The sequence below is a fragment of the Paenibacillus sp. IHBB 3054 genome (assembly GCF_051594305.1).
GTDB lineage: Bacteria > Bacillota > Bacilli > Paenibacillales > Paenibacillaceae > Paenibacillus_AQ.
The window spans coordinates 42300-65466 of sequence record NZ_JBOFBG010000036.1 but is presented as its reverse complement, the minus strand read 5'-3'; the positions used below and the strand labels follow the sequence as shown (position 1 = coordinate 65466).

Sequence of the window (23167 nt, the reverse complement as noted above, 5' to 3'; positions counted from 1 at the left end):
AAAGGCGCTCCCTGACGGAGCGCCTTTGTTATATATATTCAGCTATTATTCCGTTTGTTGCCCAGATTCGAGGGAGTCCTTTTCCCCGATAAGCACCTCAACCTTGCGGATCCGGTTTTTGTTCATCTCACGGACGGTAAGCGTAACATGTTCGTAATTCATGCTTTTGCCGATAGTGGGCTCGCTCAGGTGACTGTATAACCAGCCGCCAATGGTTGTTACTTCATCATCGTGGAAGTCAAGACCTGTCAGCTGCTTGATCTCCAGAAGAGAAACATTGCCGTCGAATAAGTAATTGACGTCGCTGAGCTTCTCAATGTTCTTGCGTTCATCCCCGTCGAATTCGTCACGGATCTCCCCGACAATCTCCTCGAGAATATCTTCAATCGTAATCAGACCGGAAGTTCCGCCGTATTCATCAAGCAGCAGGGCGATATGAACACGTTCTACCTGCATACGGGTTAACAAGTTCTTCACCGGGGTTACCTCGGATACGGTCAGAAGCGGCAATATCAGGCTTTTAAAATCGAAATCCGGGTTGTTGTCATACTGCAGGTACAGCTGTTTGGTATTGATCATCCCGATAATATTATCTTTGCTGCCGTCAGCGACAGGGAATCGGGTGTACTGCTCTTTACGGATGATGTTGAAATTCTCCGCCAGCGAGTGGTCGGTGAATAAGCACACCATATCTGTCCGCGGCACCATAATTTCTTTGGCCAGCATCTCATCAAAATTAAAGATCCGGTTCACGTAGCCATATTCGGCTTTGTTGATTTTGCCGCTTTCATAGCTTTCGGACAGAATCAGACGAATCTCATCTTCACTGTGCGCATCGCCATGCTCGCTGGCCGGCTTCATCCCGAATAAGCTGACAAGCAGATTGGCGGAACCGTTCATGAGCCAGATCAGAGGGTACAATATTTTGTAGAACCAAATAATCAGCGGGGCTGTAATTTGACCGATTTTCTCCGGAATGTTGATAGCGGCCGTCTTCGGTGCAAGTTCTCCGACTACGACATGCAGGAATGTGGCAATAATAAATGCCAATGCAAAGGCAATAGGTTCGCTCACACTGTGACTGATATCAGCCAAATCGAATAAAGGAATCAGCAGCTGCTCAAATGCAGGTTCTGCCAACGCCCCGATACCGAGGGCAGTGATTGTGATCCCAAGTTGACAAGCAGACAAGTAACCGTCAAGGTTCGCTGCAACTCTTTGTACAGCTAAAGCGTTCTTCTTTCCCTCGAGAACCATTTGACTTACTTGGCTGCCTCTCAATCTCACTACTGCAAATTCCGTGGCTACAAAAAAAGCGGTTAAAATAATCAAAATGGCCACCAACGTCAAACTAAGTCCTATACCCATAAAATCTTTACCATCCCTCTCGTTATTAAAATAGGTTATACTCATATTATGAGTTCACTTGAACCTATTGTACGAACTTTTCATTAAAATATCAAATGGCGAAGGGGTGCCATCTATGGAAGCTTTTACTTTAAGCCGAAAAGAAATGTCTGGATTGCTGCTCTCGCTGACCGGAAACTCAGAGCAAAAACCGCTGCATATTCTTCAGGAGGTCTGGACGAAATTTCATCACGAAGAGGTGAAACAGGGGATGTCCCTGCCTGCGTTCCTCTCTACGGAAATCCCGCCGATCCTGCAAAAGATCATAAAAAGAGGGAACGTCAAAGGGTTCTCGCTCTCGGACATTGCTGCTCTTGGACATCTCATAGAGTATTCCACACTGAGTGCCACCGCTATGCAAAATTGGGTGAAGCGCGACTTCAAGGAATATCTCGGCTCACCGAGGGAAGGAAAAAAGTATTCGGTTAATCAGGCTGCGCTGCTATTTATCATTGATGACCTTAAAGCAGCGCTTGATTTCGAAAGTATACGTCAGCTCTTCCGCCTGCTTTTCCTGAAACCGGAACGGGATGATGATGATTTGGTTGAACCGGCGCAGCTGTATCACGGGTATGCGGAGCTGTTCGAAGAGATTAAGCGTAGCCCTGCGCTGCAGGCTCAAGGGATGGCTGAACGCAGCGCAAACAGAGATTATTCCTGGAAAACGGACAGCTCACTCAGAAGTGCAATGGATAAATTGATGAACCGGCTGAACCATCTGACAAGACCGCAAAGGGATGCTGTGCAAAATATGCTGATGATCTCGGCAATTTCTGTACAAACCTGTTATTTTCAAGCGCTGGCCCGGCAATACTTTAATGCTGCTTTATTCCTTGATTTTTAGAAGCGGCACTCTTAGAATGTGTAAGAGAAACTAGCAATATCAGGGTAGAATAGTCGGAGTAAGGGAAGAGGGTGCTTGAACTTGAATCAAATGACGCTGCTGCGAAATCCGAAGCAAAGGAAACTGCTGTTCAGTGCGGGATTAAGCTGGATGTTTGACGCGATGGATGTCGGAATGATTTCTTTTGTGGTTGCAGCGCTCGCCAAGGAGTGGTCGCTTGAACCGGAGCAGATTGGATTTTTGACCAGTATTAATTCGGTGGGCATGGCAGCAGGGGCGGCAGCGGCAGGGATTTTGGCCGACCGTTTCGGACGCAAGTCGGTATTGCTGTGGACCTTGTTGATATTCTCTGCGGCGAGCGGCTTGTCGGCTTTTGCTACAGGCTTCGGGATATTATGTGCGCTGCGTTTTGTAGCCGGGTTCGGGCTGGGCGGAGAGCTGCCTGTTGCTTCAACGCTGGTGTCGGAGAGCATGCCTGCAAAAGAGAGAGGCCGGGCGGTTGTGCTGCTGGAGAGCTTTTGGGCGGTAGGCTGGATCTTATCGGCTTTGATTGCCTATTTTGTTATTCCGGATTACGGCTGGCGTATTGCCTTCGGCATAGGTGCCGTACCGGCACTTTATGCGCTGTATTTGCGGCGTGCCATTGATGATTCCCCGCGGTTTGCGGAAATTAAGAAGGCCCCGGTTTCGCTGAGTAAACGTGTTGCTATCGTCTGGTCGCCGGAGTACCGCAAATCGACGATCATGCTGTGGATTCTATGGTTCACGGTGGTGTTCTCCTATTACGGTATGTTCCTATGGCTGCCTACGGTAATGGTGATTAAGGGCTTCAGCCTTGTTAAGAGTTTTGAGTATGTACTGATTATGACGCTTGCCCAGCTGCCCGGGTACTTCACAGCCGCTTATTTCATTGAAAAGTTCGGGCGCAAGTTTGTACTGGTAATCTACCTGCTGCTCACAGCAGTCAGCGCTGCCTGGTTCGGAAATGCGACAACGGAGGGCATGCTGATGGCTGCCGGAATCTGCCTCTCGTTCTTTAACCTTGGCGCATGGGGCGGCATGTACGCTTATACCCCTGAATTGTATCCGACTGCAATCCGCTCGACGGGAGCAGGGCTGGCCACCTCCTTTGGCCGGATCGGCGGTGTGATCGCACCGCTGCTGGTAGGTTTTCTGGTAGGTGATAAGGTCGGCATCAGTTCAATCTTTATGCTGTTCTTCGTAACCATTATTGTCGGTGCGCTGGCAGTGTTGTTTCTGGGTAAGGAAACGAAAGGAACTGAGCTGCTCTAAGAGAGTATTCCTTGCCGGATCTACTTGATGTTAATCCTGCAACAATGCTAATATTAGATGTGAAATGTACAGCGGGTTCGGATAATCGAGAAGAACAAAACGGTTCCTTCACACCATGTGAACAGGACCGTTTTTTCATAAGAGCAGGAGCAGGGTCTTCTGGGATTACGTTTCAGGATTGGAGCGATGGAAGAATGAATAATGAAGGGAAGCTGCCGCACTTTACAGAGCTGGTCTGGGAAAGCACGGAGAGTAATGTGCCGATTCCACCACGGGAAGCTGCCGGGAATGTGCAGCCGAAGTCAGCCGCCGCCAAGGTGAAGAAGAAAGAGCCGTCGAAGGAGACGGTACAGCTTCAGCTCTGGGATATGGAAGAGAAGCAGGAACCGGTAACTACTACGGAAAGCCAATTTGTGCACCGGGCACGTGAGCTGGTGGAACAAAAGGAAGCCGCAACACTGTTTGTTCCATTCAAGAGTTATTGGCCTACATACGGGCATATGACGGGAGCGCAATACAGATGGTATTTCTTCTGGCGGGATGAAGTCAGACATGGCAGATATCCGAAGACTGATCTCTCCTATATCTTTCTGCATGTCTATGAGCTGATTAACGGAGTAGGCTGGGAAGAGCCGCAGGAAGGGTACAGACAGCTGTCCTTGCTATGGGAAGCTTACCGGGATCAATACAAGCGGCTCGATCAATATCTTGGCGGTTGGATTGCCGATTTCGCCTTCGTGCATAAACTGGACGTGCCGCTGTCAGGCATCGTTGCCCGTTCACGCGGACTTGCCGGAGATCTGGCGGAGCTGGAGCTGATGAGGTGCCTGACTGCTGCACCGGAACAGCTGACCTTTGCCGTGCTGACGGTCATGTCGGATTACGACATCAGCAAATCCAAGTTCTACACTGGTGAAGGCAAAGCGGCGGCTGAGCGTTATATTCCTCAAGTGGTTGCATTAATAGACGCCTACGTAGCCCGCAAACATGGCTCCAAGCTGGTGGAAATGTTCCCGCCCGGCCCGCCGGTACCACGGGAGCGTTACCTGTTCCGCAGTGCAGTTTATGATATATCGCTCTACGGCTACTCCGTACTGGTGCCTGTCGTAAGGATCAGTAAGTCTCTGCCGCTGCGCAGCCTGATTACGCGGCTTTTCCGGCTCACCGAAAACAAGCTGCGCGAGCTGATGGGCTTCCGCGGACGGCTGAAAGACGTTAAGGTCGATGCGGATATGGACGACCTGGTGACCCGTTTTCTGAAACGGGAATTCCGCAAGGCAGAGCAAGCTGGGAAAGGTCCGGCGGTCGTTATTGACAAGAGGAAGCTTGAACGGCTGGAGAGCGATTCCGAGATTGTCCGTACGCTGCTTACCATAGAGGAGCCTGAGGATTCAGAGAATTCCGGGGATTCGGAGCTTGATTACGCTGTCCCTTCCTTTATAGAAGAGGATCCTATAGAAGAGGTTTATGCTGTTCCCGAGACCATAAGTGTTCCAGCATCGCCCGCTGCTGCGAGCAGCGCAGACAATGAGTGGGAGGTATTCGCTTCCGTATTGACACCTCTGCAGCGGCAAGCGGTGTCCGCGCTCGCTGATGAGGATGGAATGAAGGCTGTGCAGAAGCTGGCCGCTGCCGGGGGGACGATGCCGGAGCTGCTGTTTGACGAAATTAACGAACTTGCCATGGACATGCTCGGCGATCTGCTGATCGACGGTGAGGAATTGACTGAGGAATTTATGCCCGTGCTGCAATATTTGAAGAGGTGAATCCCTAGATGAATGAACTGAAAATACCGAAACGGATGACAACCGCACTCGTAAACTCGCTCACGGCGGGTGTAGTGCCGCGAATCGGACTGGAACATATTGCTGTAGGCCGGCGGCCGGAGGTGGAAGCCATCCTCAGGGATATGGACAATATTGCTGAGGGCGGAGCTTCTTTCAAGCTAATTACCGGTAAATTCGGCAGCGGCAAAAGCTTTCTGCTGCAAATTATCCGCAACTACGCCATGGACCGGGACTTTGTGGTCGCGGATGCCGATCTTTCGCCGGAACGGCGGCTAGTAGGAACGAAGGGACAAGGCCTGGCAACCTACCGGGAGCTGATGAGCCACCTCTCGACCCGGACCCGTCCAGACGGTGGAGCACTCGAAATCATGCTGCAGAAGTGGATTATGACGCTTCAGCAGGCGGTGATGCAGGAGAAGGGGTATGGACCTGACTCTCTGCAGCTTGGCGAAGAGGTGGAGCAGCGAATTTATACAGTAGCCTCTGAGATGCGCAGTCTTGTGCATGGCTTTGACTTTGCCAAGGTGCTGGCGGCTTACTGGAACGGTCATAAGCTTGCCGATGATGAGCTGAAGCAAGATGCGCTGCGCTGGCTCCGCGGTGAATTCGCCACCCGCACCGAGGCGCGTAAAGCACTTGGCGTAGGCGTTATAATTGATGATGACAACTGGTACGATTATATGAAGCTATGGGCGGAATTCACAGGTGCCATCGGCTATAAAGGTCTGCTGCTATTTATAGATGAGGGTGTTAACCTCTACAAGATTACCAACAGTATCTCCCGCCAGAGCAACTACGAGAAGCTGCTGACAATGTTCAACGATACGATGCAGGGCAAAGCGGAACGGCTCGGAATCTTTATTGGAGGTACCCCGCAGTTCGTTGAAGACGGGCGGCGCGGATTGTTCAGCTACGAGGCTTTGCGTTCACGGCTGGTGGCGGGCCGTTACGGCTCAGCCGAGCTGAATAATTTCACCGGACCGATTATTGCGCTGGACATGCTGTCCCATGAGGAAATTCTGGTGCTGCTTCAGAAGCTGCGGGATATCCACGCTCTGCATTACGGCTATGAAGCGAGACTTACCCAAGAGCAGCTGGTGCATTTCATGGAAGAAGCCGTGGGCAGACTGGGTGCTGACGAACTGCTGACCCCGCGCGAGGTCGTGCGTGATTTCATGGATCTGCTACACACCCTTCACCAGCATCCGGAGATTTCGTTCGAGAAGCTGGTGGGCAAGCGTACTGCAAAACCGGCGGAGACTGAGCAAAACGAACTGGACGGATTTCTTGCGGAGTTTGACCTATGAGTGACAATCCGTTCTACAGGCTGGCTCCTTTCATCAAGGAGTTTATTTACAAAAACCGGTGGGAGACACTTCGCGAGGCCCAGGTAGATGCTTGCCGCGTGTTGTTTGACACCCCGCACCACCTGCTGATTGCCTCCGGTACGGCCTCAGGCAAGACGGAGGCAGCATTTTTCCCCGCATTAACTGAGCTCTATGAGCGCCCGTCCGATTCGGTGGGGATTCTCTATATTGCGCCGCTCAAAGCGCTGATCAATGATCAATTCACACGGTTAAATGATTTGCTGCGGGAAGGCAATATCCCGGTCTGGCATTGGCATGGCGATGTGCCGCAAGCGGATAAGACGAAGCTGATGCAGAATCCTTCCGGAGTGCTGCAGATTACCCCTGAATCGCTGGAGGGGCTGCTCATGAACCGCCCGAATGCGATCCCCACCTTGTTCCATGATCTGCGCTTCATTATTGTTGATGAAGTGCATGCCTTTATGGGGGCGGACCGCGGCATCCAGGTGCTCAGCCAATTGGCCCGGATCTCGCGGATGGCCGGCTGCCATCCCCGGCGGATCGGGCTTTCGGCCACACTGAGCGATTATGCTTCCGTGACCGAGTGGCTGGCCGCCGGAACGCGGGAGAGCGTGGAGGTATCCGCTCCGCAAGGGGGGCGCAAGCTCCGGCTGAGTGTGGAGCATTTCTCCTTCCCGGATGCGCGGGATGAGGTGCAGGCTGAACACCTGGAGCGGGCCCGCCAGGCCTATTTCGGGTTCATTTACGATCATACGCATCTGAAGAAGGCGTTGATCTTCACCAACAGCCGTACGGACGCCGAGGAGGCGATTCTGGAGATGCGGCGCATGGCAGCCAAACGCGGCGAGCGGGATGTGTTCCATGTGCATCATGGAAGCATCTCCGCGATGCTGCGCGAAGAGACGGAAGCCGCGCTCCGGCAAGGTCCCGGCCCGGCGGTAGCCGCAGCTACGCTTACCCTGGAGCTGGGGATAGATCTTGGCGAGCTGGAGCGGGTGCTGCAGCTCGGCGCACCATACAGCTGCGCCAGCTTCGTCCAGCGGCTGGGACGCTCCGGCAGACGCGGTGACTCCGCTTCGGAGATGATCTTCGTCACCCCGGAGGAGGAGGACGAGGAGGCGCAGCTGCCCGCGCGGATGCCCTGGACGCTGCTGCGGGCGATTGCGGTCATTGAGCTGTATGTGCGGGAGAAATGGGTAGAGCCGCTGAATGTGCGCCAGCTGCCGGTTGGGCTCCTGTACCATCAGACGATGAGCATTCTTAAGAGCATGGGGGAAGCCGAGCCGGAGGATTTGAAGGCAGCTGTTCTGAGCCTGCCGTCCTTTCGGGGAATTGACCCGGCGGATTACGATACCTTCATGGAGTACATGGTAGGCATGGGCCATATTGAGACACTGGAGGAAGGTGGACTGCTGATCGGGCTGGCCGGTGAGAAGATCGTCAACAATTTCCGTTTTCTTGCTGTATTCAAAGACGATGAGGAGCATGTCGTCTATAATGGCACCGAGGAAATCGGCTCCATTACCACCGTGCCCCCACCGGGCTACTGCTTCACGCTGGCGGGCAAGCTGTGGAAGGTGGAGGAGGTAGACAACCGCCATAAGGCCGTCTATGTCAAAGGCTCGCGCGGCAAGGTTGATACCCTTTGGCTTGGTGCTGGCGGTGATGTGCATACCCGGATTATGGCCAAAATCCGTGAGGTGCTGGGAACGACGGTGCTGTATCCGTATCTGGCGCCAAGCGCAGCGGCCCGGTTGGAACGGGCCCGCCGCCTGGCCAAGGAGAGCGGTCTGCTCACGCGCTCGGTCCTGCCGGCAGGCGGCGATTCCATGTTCATTCTGCCGTGGGCGGGAAGCCGGCAGTTCCGGACTTTGGAACGGCTGCTGAAGAATAACCTGAAGGGCCGGCTGGGACTTCGTTCCATCACGCCAATGGAGCCTTATTATATGGTAGTCGCCGGCAGTGTGGATGCGGATACGCTGGAGGAAGAGATCATGGCTGAAACAACCGCTGCGGCGGACCCGCTTTCCTTGCTCAGCAAGGATGAAGCGCCATATCTCGGCAAGTATGATGAATTCATCCCCCATGACCTGCTGCGCAAAGCCTTTTCACTGGATGGGCTGGATGTGCCAGGGCTGCTGAATGTGATTAAGCAGTGGCGGGTGGAGAACTAGACGTCTACTACAATCTGTATAGCCTTAATGATGCGGCAGCAGCCACGGATGATCATATCCCGGGCTGCTGCTATTTTTCTGCAAGGGCAAGCCAATATCGGAAAGAGATATCGTAATATGCATGCTTTATTTTATATATAGAAAAAACAAACCTTTATTCTGCAGTTCCCACCTTGTTGGAAGCGCTTAATCGAAAGATAATGAACATATCACGAAGACAGGGGGCAACAAACAAATGGTCAACAGAAAAATGCAAAAGACATTCTCCATCGGTCTTACTGCTGCTATGGCATTAACCTTGGCGGCATGCGGCAACTCCAACAACAACAATAACAATAACAGCGGGGGGAAAAACGCAGCTCCGAAGAGCACCAACAGCGCTGCGGAAGCTACCAAAGACAGCGGCAAAAAAGTAACGATTACTTTTCAGAACATCTATCCTGACCCTGCAACACCCGCCTACAAAATGATCCGCGAATTGGTGGGGGAATATGAAAAAGAAAACCCGAACATTCATATTGAACTGGATACTTTGAACACAGATCAGCAAAAAGTAAAGCTCAAAACACAAGCGGCCTCCAAAGAAGTGCCAGACATCACCATTGTTAACCCTGCTGCACAAATGAAGCCGTTTGTAGATGCCGGACTGTTCGCTCCACTGAACGACATGCTGGAGCAGAACGGACTTAAGGATACGTATCAAACCGGACTGCTCGATTACTACAGCTTCAATAATAATGTGTACGCACTGCCTGACGGCAACAATATCGAGGTTGTGTATTACAACAAGGAGCTGTTTGAGCAAGCCGGAATTGCGAACCCGCCAACCACATTCGAAGAAATGCTTAAGGATGTAAAGATCCTCAAAGAGAAAGGCATCACACCCCTAGCGATCGGTGAAAAGGACTCCTGGACAGGCTCATTCCTGTTCATGAACATTCTGCTCCGTACCAACGGTGGCCCGGGTTTCCTGCAAGAGGTGCTTGACGGCAAGAAAACGTTCGAAGATCCAGCATTCGTAGAAGCAGTAGACGCCTTCCAGCAGCTGGTCCAAGCCGGCGCATTCCCTGATGGTGCAACATCCATTGACGCCAATGCAGGCGGCAATATCTTCAAAACCGGTAAAGCGGCAATGTGGTCAATCGGTTCATGGGAAACCGGAGCTATTGATGCTTCATCTGTAGCCGGCAAAGTAGGAGCTTTCCAATTCCCTACAGTTAACGGTAAAGGCGACCCTAATGAATTTATGCTTGCACCAGGCAGTGCATTTGCCATTTCCGCGAACAGCGAGCATTTGCAAGAAACCAAGGATTTCCTCAACTTCTTCGCATCCAACTATCCTAAGAAGCAATTTGAACTGAAAAATGCCGTAGGTCTGGGCCAAAAAGTAGATGGCGATTTGAAAGCTGCCGGTTACTCCGATCTTGCGATCAACATTGCAGGCCTGTTCAATGAAGTCAAAGGCGGCGACCTAGCGTTTGACAATACGATGAACCCGGCAACGGCGCAAGTTCACTTGAGCAGCATTCAAAACCTATTTGTGCAAAAAGTGGATTCTGCCGCAGTGGGCAAGGAACATCAAACCGCATTCGAAGCTAATAAATAAGAAGCAATAGTAACATTCCCATTATCTATCGATGCGAAGCGAGCTGACCAGGGCTTCTTCGCATCGATCTATGATGGACATAGAAAAAGAATCTGCTTGTTTAGGAGGCGGGAAAGATGAAAGTACTAAAGGTGCCAGGACGAACAATAGCCGTCTTCGTATTGCCAGGTCTGCTCTTGTATGTGTGCCTTGTGTTTGTTCCCATACTGGTTTCATTGTATACAGGCTTATTGAAGTGGGACGGTCTCACTTCTGCAGAGTTTATCGGTTTCGGCAATTTCAAAGATATGTTTTTTAATGATCCTGTCTTTTGGCCATCAGTAAGAAGAACACTGCTGTATGCGGTGGCTTCCATGCTGGAAATTCCACTGTGCCTGTTTATGGCTATTTTACTTAACCGTTATTTGAAAAGAGCTAATACTCTGGTTTCGATCTATTTCACACCGGTTATTCTCTCCGTCGTCATTATCGGCCAATTGTGGAAAACGGTCTACAATCCGGCTTCCGCAGGAGGTATGCTGAACGGGGTTCTGATCTCCCTGGGACTGGACAGCTGGACACATAACTGGCTCACTGAACCCAAGATTGCCATGTTCGCACTCTATTTCGTATCGCTTTGGCAGTTCTTCGGCTACCATCTGCTGATTCAGTATACCGGGGTGTCCAATATTCCGGATGAGCTTTATGAAGCGGCTAAAATTGACGGAGCAGATGGATTTAAGGCGGACCGCTACATCACCCTGCCGCTGATCGTTCCGATCTTTAAAATATCAATTGTACTGGCGTTTATAGGTTCACTGCAGGCCTTCGATCTGGTCATGGTCATGACAGCGGGGGGCCCGGCACATGCTACCGATGTAATCTCTACCCATATGTATAACAGTTCCTTTATGTCCTTCAAGTATGGATACGGCAGTGCGATTGCCACCTTCCTGGTTGTGGTCTGCTTGGTCTTTACCGGATTCATCAATACCGTATTCAATAAAATCGAGCAGAAATTCAATTAGAAAAGGAGTGCGCGATCATGCGAAAATTCAAAAAAGGAATCGTGTATCTTCTTTTCGCCATTCCTGTAGTGACCCAGCTGTATCCATTGTTATGGCTGTTGCTGTATTCCCTGAAGACCAACGAAGAAATTATGGATGGCAGCTTCTTTTCCTTCCCTAAATCGTTTCAATGGCATAACTACAAGGAAGCTTATACTTCAGGGAGTTACCTAAAATACTTATCCAACAGTGTGTTTGTTACGGCGGTTACGATGATTTTCGTCATTGTGCTGGCCTCCATGGTTGCTTATGCGATTTCACGGTTCCGCTGGAAATATGGAAACATTGTAATGATGGTTTTTCTGATGGGCATGATGATCCCTATGCAGGCGACTCTGCTGCCGCTGATGATCATTTTCAAAAATATGCATATCCTGAACACTCATTTATCACTGATTCTGCCTTACATTGCATTCTCCACGCCAATTGCCGTATTTATCCTCTCCGGGTTCATGAGAGACATTCCGCATGAAATTGAGGAATCTGCATTTATTGATGGAGCCAGTGTATACCGCATCTTCCGCAGTATTATTCTTCCGGTTTCGATTCCGCCGGTAATGACGGTGTGCATCCTGACCTTCATCAACATCTGGAACGAATATATTCTGGCGGCAACCTTCATTTCTTCCGAGAAACTGAAGACCTTGCCATTCGGGGTCTACACTTTTGTCAGCCAGTATTCAGTCAACTATGGAAATATCGGCGCATTCCTTGTCATGGGCGCGCTGCCGGTCATCCTGATCTACTTCTTCCTGTCCAACCGGATTACAAAAGGCATGGTGGCAGGAGCCGTTAAGGGTTAATGGGCGTTGCAATTAAATTTGTATTGGATTTATAATAGGGAACGGCAGACACAGGATGTTGAAAGGAGGAGAGTCCTATGCGAAATGGCTTTCATTCCATCCACCATCGGTTGTTTCTGCTGTTTCTTTTTTGCATGTCCAGTATTCTGCTGATTGTCAGCCTGCTGTACTATAACCGGACTACTGTTCAGCTGCATGAAAAGATCAGTGATCTGTCGCAGAAGAACGTCGCTCAAACGGCCGGGCTGTTTACCCTGCTCTACAAGGGGTATGATTCCCTGTCCAAATCACTCAGCAATAACTTTGAGATGGTTCGCCTGCTCAATGAAACAACCGATGAACCGGCAGTGGCTTTTATCAATGAACAGACCATCACGAATATCATTGGCTCGATTTTTTATTCGCGGGACGATCTGGTAGGCATCCATGTCATCATGGACAAAGGCAAAATTTATAATTACGGCAACTACATGAACGTGGTCGACCCGGAATACCACACCGAGGACTGGTACCATGAGCTTAAGGCTTCTACGGGGAAAATGGTCTGGCTCGGCGTGTACGAACATTCACTCATTGATGAGGTCGAGGACAGTCCTGTATTCGCTTTCGGGCGGCAAATTTATGATCTCAATGAACACAAACCGATAGGCATCGTTCTGTACGAAACAAACCCGCAGCCTGTTCTTGATGCGCTGGATAATCTGAAGCTGGGAGCGCACAGCCAGGTTTATCTGATGTCTCAGGATGGGCGTTTTGTATCCTCGGCTACGGACCCGTCACCAGTCGTGGAGAACTTGCCGTCCCTGCAGGGGGATAAGGATGTCATTGTGCAGCAGGAAAGCGACCGCTTAATAGTGGCCTCCAAGCTGTCCTTCTCCGGCTGGTGGGTAATGAGCATCACTCCGGACGAAGATCTCAATGTGGAATTGAACGAAATGAAGCGATACCTGCTGATTGTAATTTCCATTCTGATTTTCGTATCCACCCTGATTGCTTCCATTGTGTCGCAGACCATATCCTCACCGCTCAAGAAAGTGATCCGGGAGATGAAGCAGGTGGAAATCGGAAACTTCCGGGGCGTGGTTAATGTGTCTTCCTATCAGGAAATCAATATTCTCGTCGCTTCTTTCAACCGGATGGTCCGGCGGATTGAGGAATTGATCGAACGGGTCAAGCTCTCTTCCGTCAGTGAGAAGAACGCCGAGCTGCATGCGCTGCAGTCCCAAGTGAACCCGCATTTTCTCTACAACACCCTGGATATGATTTACTGGATGCTTGATGAGGAAGGGAATGAGCAGCTGGGCGAGCTTGTACTCTCGTTATCATCCATGTTCCGTTACAGCAGCCAGTGGGAAGACGGCGCGGAGGTTACCCTTGAGGAAGAGATGGAGCAGATCGGCCATTATCTAAAGATCATTTCCATCCGTCTTGAAGGCAGGCTGCATATTGTCGCCCAAGTCGATGAGCGCTGGCTGAACATCCGCGTTCCGAAGATGACGGTGCAGCCGGTGATCGAGAATGCTGTCAAGCATGGATTGGAATCGCTTAACCGTCAGGGTATCCTGAAGGTATACACCCGTGAAGAAGGGAATGTTCTGAAGTTATTCGTTGAAGATAACGGTAATGGCATGAATGCGGAACAGCTGGAGCGGCTGCAGGATTCGCTAAACGGAGACAGTCCGAAAGAAGGCGGCAAAGGCGGCATCGGCTTGCAGAATCTCCACCGCAGGCTGCAGTATATGTTCGGGGATGGTTACGGTCTGCAGATTCAAAGTTTACCCGGAGAAGGGACACAGGTTGCCATCATGCTTCCGATTAGAGTGGAGGGAGACACATACAAGTGAACATTCTCATAGCCGATGATGAACGGGTTATCCGCGAAGGCATTAAACGCACGATTAATCATCTGTACCCGGAGTATCAGGTTTTTGTGGCTACAAGGGCCGAGGAAGCAGTCAAGGTGCTGGAAGAACAGCGTATCCACATCGTGTTGACTGACATCCTAATGCCGGGTATGAATGGCCTTGAGTTTATGAAAATTTCCAAACGCAGATATCCCTATGTGAAATGGATCGTGATCTCCGCTCATAGTGAGTTCTCCTACGCACAGGAGGCGATCCGTCTTGGAGCGAGGGATTATCTGCTCAAGCCGATCGGCAAAAACAAGCTGGAGGAGATCATCAATAATCTGACGCTGGAGATCCAGAAGGACAACGACATTTCACGGCAGGGGGAAAGGCTGAAGGCAAGCCTCAGATTTCTGCGGGAAGGTGTATTCCAGCGGCTGGCCTCTGGCCTTGATATCGGCAATTTGGATATTGGTCCGTTCATCGAAGATTATCACAACTTTTACTTGGTGATGGTACAGCTGGACCCGGGGGAAAAAAGCGCGCGCCTGGAGCATTTTATCGTGGAGAATGTACTTTCCGAGCTGATCGAGCTGCATGGGAACGGTTTTGTCGTCAATTTCGACCGGCAGAGTTTACTCGGCCTGGTTACCTTGAGGGAGAACGAGCGGATTGAACCGTTTCAGGAGGAGCTCCGTGCCCATCTCAACCATTATCTGAAGATGCCTTTTCAAATCCTGCATTCCGGCTTGAGTTACGATTTCAATACCGTGCCGCAGGTCGTGAAACGGATGAGGGAAGCATCCGCTTCACAAGCGTTTGAGGCGGAGCCGCTGAAGGGAAGCGGAGAGAAGGCCATTGATGTTGCGCTGCACTTTATCAGGGAGCATTACAACGAGGATTTATCGCTGGAGAAGATGGCTTCTGTCGTGTTTCTGAACCCGGCGTACTTTAGCCAGTTGTTCAAGCAAAAGACAGGACAGGGGTACAAAGAATACGTCACCTCACTGCGGCTGGAGCAAGCAAAGCTGCTGCTGCTGAACCCCAAGCTGAAGCTGGCGGAAATCGCAGAACGTGTGGGGTATCAGGACATGCGCCATTTCACTCAAATGTTCCGCAAAAAGTTCCAGCTTACCCCGACTGAATATCGCCAGCAGCAGAACATCAACATTCTTCTGACCAAAGGCAGCCCGCCGCAATAAAAAAGGAAGCTGACGCCGATTATCGAAACCGGTTCAGCTTCCTTTTTTGTCCATTTACTCGAAAATCCTGCATTTCTTATAGCCTATCAGATGTTGCTGGTGCCGTAAAAAGTGTTAACCGTGTCCATTTCATTGAAAGCAAAAATAAACAATATAAAAAGCAGAATAAGTATGGTGTAAATAATCGTCCCGACAATCCCGCAGACGAGACCGGCGATGGCAAGACCTCTGCCCTCTTCATAACGGGTACGAATCTCTTTTAGGGAAATCGCGGAAAGTATAATCGCAATAATCCCGAACACCAGCCCGATATAAGGTGCCACAATGGACAGAATCCCAAGCACCAATGAGGCAATGGATTTGCCGTTTGTCTGTGCCGGCGGGGGTGGCGGTGTATAATACTCCTGATGCCCAAACGGTTGATAGCTCATGAATGAACTCCTTCATAAATAAATTGTTATTGCTGCTCCTTGCATTATATAACAATTTCCAGAATATTACGGTGATGAATTTTTGATCATTTCGGCTGTTCTATATAATTAAGCCAATGCTCCAGCTTCACCGCTAGCGTAAGGCCGACGGATTCGGCCAGACGAATGGAGGCGATATTAGTATCCTCCACCTGGTATCTTGGAGTATAACCTCTCTGCAGCGTATGGAATACCGCAGTGCGGACGACCCGCTGTGCAAGTCCGCTTCTTCTGCCGGCTTCGGCCGTACGCACGGCCCCGATTTCCCAGATTTGTTCCTCGTTGCGGAAGACGAGGCAGGTGCTGAGTGGTGTGTCTCCCCGGAATATGGATACGGAAAAGGCACCGTCTGCAAAGTAATGCTCAATCTCCTCCTTGGAGTAATCGTTCTCCTGCCATAATGGAAGCAGCCGTTCATCCATCTGTTCGTTCAGCAAGGCTTCGGCGTCCGGAGCGAAACGTTGCTCTGCTGTGGAACTAAAGGAATAAAAGCATCGTACTTTGTGCAGCGGAAGATGAGCGGCGGCAATCGCAATCCGTGTCTGCTCCTGAATTTTGAAGACCAGATTCGTTTCTCCGGGCAATCGCTTTAGCACCTCGGGCAGCACCTCAGGGCTGCTGTAATCCATCAGCACTATTTTCTCGGCATTCGGGTATATCCGTTGATCAAAGGAATAAGCGTCTGCAGGCAGAAGCAACAGAATGCCCCAGTGTTCCTGCTGTTGAACCAGATAGCTGTCTATAACTTGATGATAAGCGGTCATCATCTTTAACGGAGTTACATTTTTTAGCGGATTCTCACGCAAATACTTCATAATCAATTCAGTCTGGCCCAATGAACTTCACTCCTGTTCTTATTTATATTCGCGCACTACTTTAAGTCGGGATACAGCTCCGATGCCGAACAGAAAAAGGAAAAGACCGGCAGCAAGCATCGTTCCAGAGGCTCCAAAATGGTCGGCGGACGCAGAAAAGACAGCAAGTCCCAACGGGGGCCCCACACTCATTAATGAGCCCAGTACGCCGAACATCCGCCCTTGCAAGTCCTCAGGCACCTCTAGTCTCAGGATGATATTAATCAGTAAAGTGCTGAACGAGAAGGTGAAGCCGATTAGCAGAATGAGCGGGATGGCCAGCATCATTGAGGTAGTAACCGACAGCAGAGCGTACAGCGGACCCAGCAGCAGGAGACTGACAGCGACCAGCAGACCACGGTGCCTGATCCTGTTCCCGGCAGTCAATATCAAGCCCGATCCAAGCATGTACCCGAGCGGGATACAGCTCTCCATCAGACCGAACTGAAACGGACTTGCCTTCCATACCTGCACGGCCATGACTTGTGTCAGCATGAGGCAGGAGAGGAAAAATAGTGTGAGTACGGGAAGCAGTAAGGTAACAGCTCTAGCAAATGGATTACTCCAAATATAACGGAAACCGCTGAAAATATCTTGCTTGAACGTTTTTTTCGGTCCACGTGCGGCTATAACACCAGTGAATGAGCCTGAGGCTAGCACCAGCACGAAGGCCAACAGAAAGGTCATCCCATCTACAAAGATCGCCCAAGCACCACCGAAGGCAGCGACAAAGATTCCACCAAGAGCGTAACCAACAGTACGGGAGATGTTCTCTGACAAGGTCATCCAGCCCGCTGCCTGCTGGATATGCTCTTTGCCGACGACAGTCAGCAGGGAAGCCTGAAAGGCAGGAGACTGAAATTGTCCGGCAGAGGTTACAATTCCGGTAAGACAAACAATCAGGACGAAGGAGAGATTTGGGCTGGTAAGAGCGTAAGCGATTCCCATTACGGTGATGCTCTGTACCAGATAGGCACATACAATCAGCGTTCTGCGGTTAACGCGATCGGCGAGTGTACCAGCCACGCTTCCTAGCAATGAACAGATGACAAGGTTGCTGACAGTCATGATGCTCATCATTTTTGCACTGCCAGTCTCCTGTAGTACCCATAGACTAAGTGCGAGACTGTGAAAGGCATTTCCCAGTATCGTAAGCGTACTGGCTGTGAACAACAGCAGGAAAACTTTGTTTTTGCGTAAAACCGGATAGTTCACTTGGGGTAAAGTGGGGGCATTCACCATCTCAGCGCTGGGAATATTCATCAATAAAACCTCCTCATCATCAATTAACTTAAACGTTTAAGTTATTATAGAGAATTTATTGGAGAACTTCAACCAGAAATTGATTGCTGCCTGACAGACTGGAATCGTACTGTTCGCGAATAACGGATGTCATTAATTCATAGGCGGTCAGTGCTCTATCGTTCTGAAACTGAATGACAGTCGTACTGTCCAGCAGGATTTCCGGTACCCCGCAGGTGCATATGGCTGTAACAGAAGAGGCCAAGGCAGTTTTTTCAACAGCTTTTGCCAAAAATTCATTGATGACGATGACGTGCTTATCCCGGTTAGGGGTCAAAAAGCTCATGAGTTCACTTTGTGCCTCTTGCGAATTGTTGACGATATGAATATGCTCCTGCGGCAAGGCGGATTCAGCAATGACCCACTCCGATAACGCCTTGTTATGATAGCTCTCCATGACCAGACAGGAGGGAGCAGTGGAGGAGGATACGGCGGCCTGCAGCGCTTGCGGATAGTTATAATTAACTTGATTAAATAAACGGTCATCAATGATGCTGTCGATCAGAATCAGCGGCACGCCTTCCACAAAATTGGCGGATATCCGGTAGAACATCTCATCCATAACATCCAGCACAAAGACAGCATCCAGTTTACGTTCACGGATTACATCCATCGCAGGATTATGAGGATTCAAACGGACAAGCAGTGTATGATATCCGGCGTCTGTAAGCATCGCTTCCAGGCTTTCCACCAGCGACATGTAATTTTGGCGTTTCCAATAGGGCAATGCGGATGTCCGGTTAATCAGAATGCCGACCAGTCCGGTCCGCTGTTTGACCAGGGAACGCGCAGCGAGATTCGGGACATAATTCAGTTCCCTGGCAATTTGCAGTATACTCTGCCGGGTCGGGTCAGGGATCGTCTGGTTCTTGACATTGTTCAGCACATAGCTGACCGTGGCTACTGAAACGTTTGCCTGGCGGGCAATATCCTTCATCGTCGCTTTTTTCATCGGGCATTCTCCTTAACAAGGCTTAGAAGAAAAGCCTATCATTCAGCCACGGGACAAGTCAACTGAATGGAAAACTAAAAATATTTACTTGGAGACAAGAAGAGGCTGCTCCCCCGTCATTCAGCGACGGGGAGCAGCCTGTTTGCTGTACAATTTTACAGCTTAAGTTTCATTTTTGGTGACACCATTCAAACTGGGAACATAATCTTCAGCCTTATTGGCGTTCAACATCTGGGGTTCTTCAGTAAGATGTGCATGGTTTTGCTGGTTGTTTTTCTTATCTGCTTTATTATTTGCACGGTCGTGTTTGGGATCGGCACTATTTTTGGGCATGACTTTCACCTCCATCTGCTAACAGATAGTATGAGAAACTGGTTTGCATTTTATCCCAGCCATCTGAAATCGGGAGGGCGCAGCCACTTTGGAGTGTGTACCGGATCCTTTACAAAGAGTGAAGGCTTAGAGTAAGCTGACAGTAAAATAACTAACCCAGCAAAGAAGGTGACGGACATCGCTGTAAGCCCTGTTCCTATTGAAGTGGTTCCTTATAATCCCGTTTGGAAGGTCGAATTTAGCAGAATCAAAGAGCGGATGCTTGAGATCCTCGGAGATCTTGTCATTACAGTCGAGCATGTGGGCAGCACCTCTATTGAAGGTTTGGCGGCCAAACCGATTATAGACCTGGATGTTGTGATGGAGAGCTATGAGGCACTGCCTGATATTATCGAGAGGTTCCGGGAATTCGATTATGTGCATCTTGGAAATCTCGGGATCGAGGGCAGAGAGGTTTTCGAGTGCGAGAAGGATGACGGTTTGATGCATTATCATCTTTATGTATGTCCCAAGGACGGTAAAGGTTATCTGGAGCATATCGCTTTCCGGGACTATCTGCGGAGTCATCCCGCTGCGGTTCAGGCGTATGAGAAAGTAAAGCTGGCCCTGGCAGAACAATACCGCAATGACAGAGAAGCCTATACGGAGGGCAAGACAGCTTTTGTGCATTCCATCCTAAACAAAGCCATGCAGTGAGCGGCGAAAAAGCATGAATAGAGCGGCAACCGGACCCTGAATGAACAGGTCAGCCGGTTGCCGCTCTTTTTTTAACATGAAAGGTTCTTAAAGTATATTGCTCCAAAACTGTGCGTCGGACTGTTCGTTAGGCAAAGTGGCGGTATATTCGTTCATGCCGGGCGGATCACTGAACCCAAAGCTTCTCCAAGGGTTAATCATGGGTGAACCGAAGCATATATGAGTCTCCCGTAAGGCATTGTCACAAACGATCGACCATAACGTCCCGAAGCCTTCACCGTAGTGATGGCAGCAGACGCCTTCCGGCAGGTGCTGACCTGCCAGTTGTTTCATTGCATCCAGCGGATTGTAGTCCGTTCCTGTGTTCCAGAGAGTCGAGTACATCGCATCCTGCCTGGCTTGGGAGTTATGCATCAGCTGCAGGTTATGTTGCTGCATGGCTGGCATCGTATAGTGATTGGTGGAAACGATAAGCTGGGGAAGACTCGCCGCGCTGGCATCATAAACCTCAATTTCCTTATGTGCCCCAGCTGCTTCGATCAATGCCATTGAACCGTGCCTGTCGGACACCAGAAAGTTCCGGTAATCGGAGATCGGCATGCTGCGCAGCAGTGTAACAGCTTCTTTGGTTGTGGTGCAGCCATCTAGCAGGGCCCGAACCACTCCCGGGAACACAAAGCCCTCACCTGTCATTTCTGGCCGGATTCTGCCGGAGGTCGTGGTCACGCTGAGACCTTCGTCATTCATGCCGTCATACCGGCCGAAGAGCTGCAGCGAAAATCCGATGTGGGCAGGCTTGCCCGTCACACGGGTGGTGCTCAGCAAAAGCTGATTATAGGGAGCATCCTCCCAGCCAAAATCATACGTCCGCATGTGATATGCACGGGGTTTGTCTATAGGACCGGCTCGCAAGGCAGCCTGACTGCAATGGCCGGCTGACTGGAAATAAGAGAAGTAAAAGACGACCGCTTCTTCCCGGATACCGGTTTCATCGGCGAACCCTTTGATTTCCTGATTGATTCCGGGACAATATTTCTCGAACATATTCATTGCCTTATCAGCGGCAGCCGGATGGAGCGGCGGACTGCCCATAAACGGTGAGGACATAAAGGACATAAAAGCAGTGTCGTGTTTATAATATGCCCCTAGTGCGCGCCCGACTTCATAATGTGTTCCTTTCGTAACAATATGCTGGTAAATGGATGTTTTGAGGTCCATGTGAAGCTCCTTCTACGTTTACTCTCTGCGCAGAGTAGCTCCATTATAAAACTGTTACCGCTACGGCGGCAAAGCCGTAACAATGCTGAATCGAACGCTGTGATTCCAAGGTGAAGTTATTTCCCGGCCTTTATGTGCAATATGCTTGGCTACAGTTGAATTTTCTTGTATTCATGGCATTTCGATGGTAAATTATAGATATAAGTTTGGGATTAAAATTCAGCCGAAAATCGCTTTAAATGCGTACATTAATCAACCCGCCAGTCCGTATGTTGGCGGGTTGGTTTTTTTGAAAAAATCCAGGCTGGTTTGTCTATGTTCTGCTGTGAACAAAACGTTTTATGGTCCAAAAAGGTACCGTTAGCATACCTTTATTTGTTGAAATGCTTAAGGAATCCGAAGGATGATCAATTTCACAAAGGCCGGTAAAAGTTTCACCGCTCACAAGATGAACACGCTGATTCATACTTTGTTCCAAGGCCGACTGTATTTCTTTTTTTCTCATCTCTTTTCACTTCCTTTTGGAACTGTGGCATTGTTATCTCTACTTATTATTAAACAGGATTAGAACAATTTAACAGACTTTTTGGTTACAATATTGTATTATTATTATTATATACATTGGTTTGAAACAGGGTTATTCATAAAGTAACTATTTACAGTGAATATAGACCCAAGCACCCTCCAGGTTAGGACGGCAGGTTGATTTTCTCAGAAAAATGGAGTTGGAGAGGTGAATGGTTGTGAATACAAGGAAAGTTATCAAAGGAATTTATCAGGAGATCCTTGAACGGATCGAATTGCTGCTATTGAACTCAATTCTTGAGTATGTGGAGCACTCTTCTGAAGTAATAGAGGGGGGCGTGTATGCTTGGGGACAAATTGACGTATTGAAAGATGCGTACCGGATGGCTTTGATTGAAGAATATTTAATTCTTGTTACCCGAATGCGGTTGGAGTTGGAAGAGAAAGACAGCAAAGCTCTGGCCAGTTTTGACCATAGCTGCAATATTGTATTAACGTATTTAAAGCAGGAAACGTTTGTGCACGAGAGTACGACAGACGATGTATTGAAGACGATTGAAAAAGAATTGGCTATTCAGTACTTCCTAATGAACATGCCGGTGGAGAATATGAAGTAATTGTCCCCATAACCTGGTCGTCGCGGTGAATCGGGCATATCTTTATTGGTGAAATATTCAATCTAATAGCGTTTAGCTCTCAGTCCGCCAGTGTTCAACTGGCGGATTTTTCCGTTGCTTTAATTTCTCTAAGATGGTTATAATACAAACAAGTGTTCTTATTTATGAGGCTGAGGAGGTCAGACAACATGAAGAAATTTGACAGCATATTCGACTGCAGCCGGATGATGACTCCGGAGCACAAACGCCGAATCATCCAGGATGAAGAAAAACAGTGCCTGCGAAGCAAACCCGTGCTCGATGCTCAGGAGTGGGAGCTGATAGATCATGTACTTGCTTATTCCAAGCGTTATAACGAACAGATCACAATTACGCTGTTCGATCCAGAACAAGACCATAAGATCAGGGGCGTTGTCATGTCGGTGGACCTGCAGCTGAGACAGGTTAAATTACAGATTGAGTATGAATATGATTGGATTAAGATTGACGATGTTATTCAAGCGACTACATAAATAAGGTCCCAATCCTGGGACCCTTTCTTTAAAATTTATATGTTCATGTCATAAAAGATTTTGCATTCTGCTTGTTACTACAATGTTGATGCGTATGGTTTGAATTCGTCCGGTATAGCCGTTACCCCTATTATAGCCTCGACAGCTTTCCAGGCCGCTTCAAAACTTGTTCCGCTGTAGCTTGTTCTATCCCGCGCGGGGCCAGACAATGACATGTCGAACACTATAAATTCTCCGGACTCTTCAATGAGTCTGAAGCTTACGGCGCGGTCTTTTGATTGCATTCGAATCTCCTTCAATTGGACAACCTCCTTAATCATTTCTGCACTAGTATAAAGTCTACACAGCAGT

General features: G+C 49.5%; 22 protein-coding genes. 13 read left to right on the top strand and 9 right to left on the bottom strand.

Annotation, left to right across the window (positions count from 1 at the left end; genetic code table 11):
- Positions 1-45: 45 nt before the first annotated feature.
- Positions 46-1368: a hemolysin family protein gene (locus tag ACQ76X_RS27640; protein WP_438497002.1), complete on the bottom strand. Its 1323-nt coding sequence runs from the start codon at positions 1366-1368 to the stop codon at positions 46-48.
- A 115-nt stretch (positions 1369-1483) separates the two neighbouring features.
- On the opposite strand from ACQ76X_RS27640, the gene ACQ76X_RS27635 reads away from it, so the two are divergent.
- The 10 genes from ACQ76X_RS27635 to ACQ76X_RS27590 all read left to right on the top strand — a co-directional run bounded on the left by ACQ76X_RS27635 (position 1484) and on the right by ACQ76X_RS27590 (position 15337).
- Complete coding sequence (locus tag ACQ76X_RS27635) at positions 1484-2251, top strand: DUF1836 domain-containing protein (protein WP_076111128.1); 768 nt, start codon at positions 1484-1486, stop codon at positions 2249-2251.
- Between the two features lie 90 nt (positions 2252-2341).
- The gene (locus ACQ76X_RS27630) at positions 2342-3544 is read left to right on the top strand and encodes an MFS transporter (RefSeq protein ID WP_438497018.1); all 1203 of its coding nucleotides are present in this window, start codon (positions 2342-2344) and stop codon (positions 3542-3544) included.
- A gap of 194 nt (positions 3545-3738) precedes the next feature.
- Positions 3739-5310, top strand: a complete 1572-nt coding sequence (locus ACQ76X_RS27625; RefSeq protein WP_438497001.1) for a TerB N-terminal domain-containing protein — start codon at positions 3739-3741, stop codon at positions 5308-5310.
- An 8-nt stretch (positions 5311-5318) separates the two neighbouring features.
- Positions 5319-6638, top strand: a complete 1320-nt coding sequence (locus tag ACQ76X_RS27620; protein ID WP_438496999.1) for an ATP-binding protein — start codon at positions 5319-5321, stop codon at positions 6636-6638.
- A complete protein-coding gene (locus ACQ76X_RS27615) occupies positions 6635-8833 on the top strand; it encodes a DEAD/DEAH box helicase (RefSeq protein ID WP_438496998.1) in 2199 nt (732 codons plus the stop codon). The genes ACQ76X_RS27620 and ACQ76X_RS27615 overlap by 4 nt, the downstream gene beginning before the upstream one ends.
- A 235-nt stretch (positions 8834-9068) precedes the next feature.
- On the top strand, positions 9069-10439 hold the full coding sequence (locus ACQ76X_RS27610; RefSeq protein WP_438496997.1) for an extracellular solute-binding protein: 1371 nt from the start codon (positions 9069-9071) through the stop codon (positions 10437-10439).
- A 116-nt stretch (positions 10440-10555) separates the two neighbouring features.
- Positions 10556-11446 (top strand): carbohydrate ABC transporter permease, encoded by an 891-nt coding sequence (locus ACQ76X_RS27605; RefSeq protein ID WP_438496996.1) that lies wholly within the window; start codon positions 10556-10558, stop codon positions 11444-11446.
- A gap of 17 nt (positions 11447-11463) precedes the next feature.
- Positions 11464-12288 carry a carbohydrate ABC transporter permease gene (locus tag ACQ76X_RS27600; protein WP_438496995.1) on the top strand — a complete coding sequence of 275 codons (825 nt, stop codon included), beginning with the start codon at positions 11464-11466 and terminating at the stop codon, positions 12286-12288.
- 77 nt (positions 12289-12365) lie between these two features.
- Entirely contained in the window at positions 12366-14132 is a 1767-nt protein-coding gene (locus ACQ76X_RS27595) for a cache domain-containing sensor histidine kinase (protein WP_438496994.1), read from the top strand.
- On the top strand, positions 14129-15337 hold the full coding sequence (locus tag ACQ76X_RS27590; protein ID WP_438496992.1) for a response regulator: 1209 nt from the start codon (positions 14129-14131) through the stop codon (positions 15335-15337). The genes ACQ76X_RS27595 and ACQ76X_RS27590 overlap by 4 nt, the downstream gene beginning before the upstream one ends.
- Before the next feature lie 86 nt (positions 15338-15423).
- Here ACQ76X_RS27590 and ACQ76X_RS27585 read toward each other — a convergent pair whose 3' ends face one another.
- From ACQ76X_RS27585 to ACQ76X_RS27565, 5 genes are all read right to left on the bottom strand, one after another.
- Positions 15424-15768: a DUF4190 domain-containing protein gene (locus ACQ76X_RS27585; protein ID WP_438496991.1), complete on the bottom strand. Its 345-nt coding sequence runs from the start codon at positions 15766-15768 to the stop codon at positions 15424-15426.
- An 86-nt stretch (positions 15769-15854) separates the two neighbouring features.
- A complete protein-coding gene (locus tag ACQ76X_RS27580; protein ID WP_438496990.1) occupies positions 15855-16643 on the bottom strand; it encodes a GNAT family N-acetyltransferase in 789 nt (262 codons plus the stop codon).
- Between the two features lie 18 nt (positions 16644-16661).
- Positions 16662-17924 carry an MFS transporter gene (locus tag ACQ76X_RS27575; RefSeq protein WP_438496989.1) on the bottom strand — a complete coding sequence of 421 codons (1263 nt, stop codon included), beginning with the start codon at positions 17922-17924 and terminating at the stop codon, positions 16662-16664.
- Positions 17925-17979: 55 nt separating this feature from the next.
- Positions 17980-18915 carry a LacI family DNA-binding transcriptional regulator gene (locus tag ACQ76X_RS27570; protein WP_438496987.1) on the bottom strand — a complete coding sequence of 312 codons (936 nt, stop codon included), beginning with the start codon at positions 18913-18915 and terminating at the stop codon, positions 17980-17982.
- A gap of 162 nt (positions 18916-19077) precedes the next feature.
- A complete protein-coding gene (locus ACQ76X_RS27565) occupies positions 19078-19248 on the bottom strand; it encodes a hypothetical protein (protein WP_179091754.1) in 171 nt (56 codons plus the stop codon).
- 168 nt (positions 19249-19416) lie between these two features.
- On the opposite strand from ACQ76X_RS27565, the gene ACQ76X_RS27560 reads away from it, so the two are divergent.
- The gene (locus ACQ76X_RS27560; RefSeq protein ID WP_438496986.1) at positions 19417-19944 is read left to right on the top strand and encodes a GrpB family protein; all 528 of its coding nucleotides are present in this window, start codon (positions 19417-19419) and stop codon (positions 19942-19944) included.
- 87 nt (positions 19945-20031) lie between these two features.
- Here the strand turns inward: ACQ76X_RS27560 and ACQ76X_RS27555 are convergent, their stop codons facing one another.
- The gene (locus ACQ76X_RS27555; protein ID WP_438496985.1) at positions 20032-21162 is read right to left on the bottom strand and encodes a C45 family autoproteolytic acyltransferase/hydolase; all 1131 of its coding nucleotides are present in this window, start codon (positions 21160-21162) and stop codon (positions 20032-20034) included.
- Positions 21163-21475: 313 nt separating this feature from the next.
- A complete protein-coding gene (locus ACQ76X_RS27550; protein ID WP_438496984.1) occupies positions 21476-21667 on the bottom strand; it encodes a hypothetical protein in 192 nt (63 codons plus the stop codon).
- Positions 21668-21905: 238 nt separating this feature from the next.
- Between ACQ76X_RS27550 and ACQ76X_RS27545 the strand changes: the two genes are divergently transcribed.
- On the top strand, positions 21906-22304 hold the full coding sequence (locus tag ACQ76X_RS27545) for a hypothetical protein (protein WP_438496983.1): 399 nt from the start codon (positions 21906-21908) through the stop codon (positions 22302-22304).
- A gap of 188 nt (positions 22305-22492) precedes the next feature.
- Positions 22493-22816: a YolD-like family protein gene (locus ACQ76X_RS27540; RefSeq protein ID WP_438496981.1), complete on the top strand. Its 324-nt coding sequence runs from the start codon at positions 22493-22495 to the stop codon at positions 22814-22816.
- Between the two features lie 77 nt (positions 22817-22893).
- On the opposite strand, the gene ACQ76X_RS27535 is transcribed toward ACQ76X_RS27540, so the two are convergent.
- Positions 22894-23115, bottom strand: coding sequence for a hypothetical protein (locus ACQ76X_RS27535; RefSeq protein ID WP_076111114.1), 222 nt, complete (start codon positions 23113-23115; stop codon positions 22894-22896).
- Positions 23116-23167: the final 52 nt, after the last annotated feature.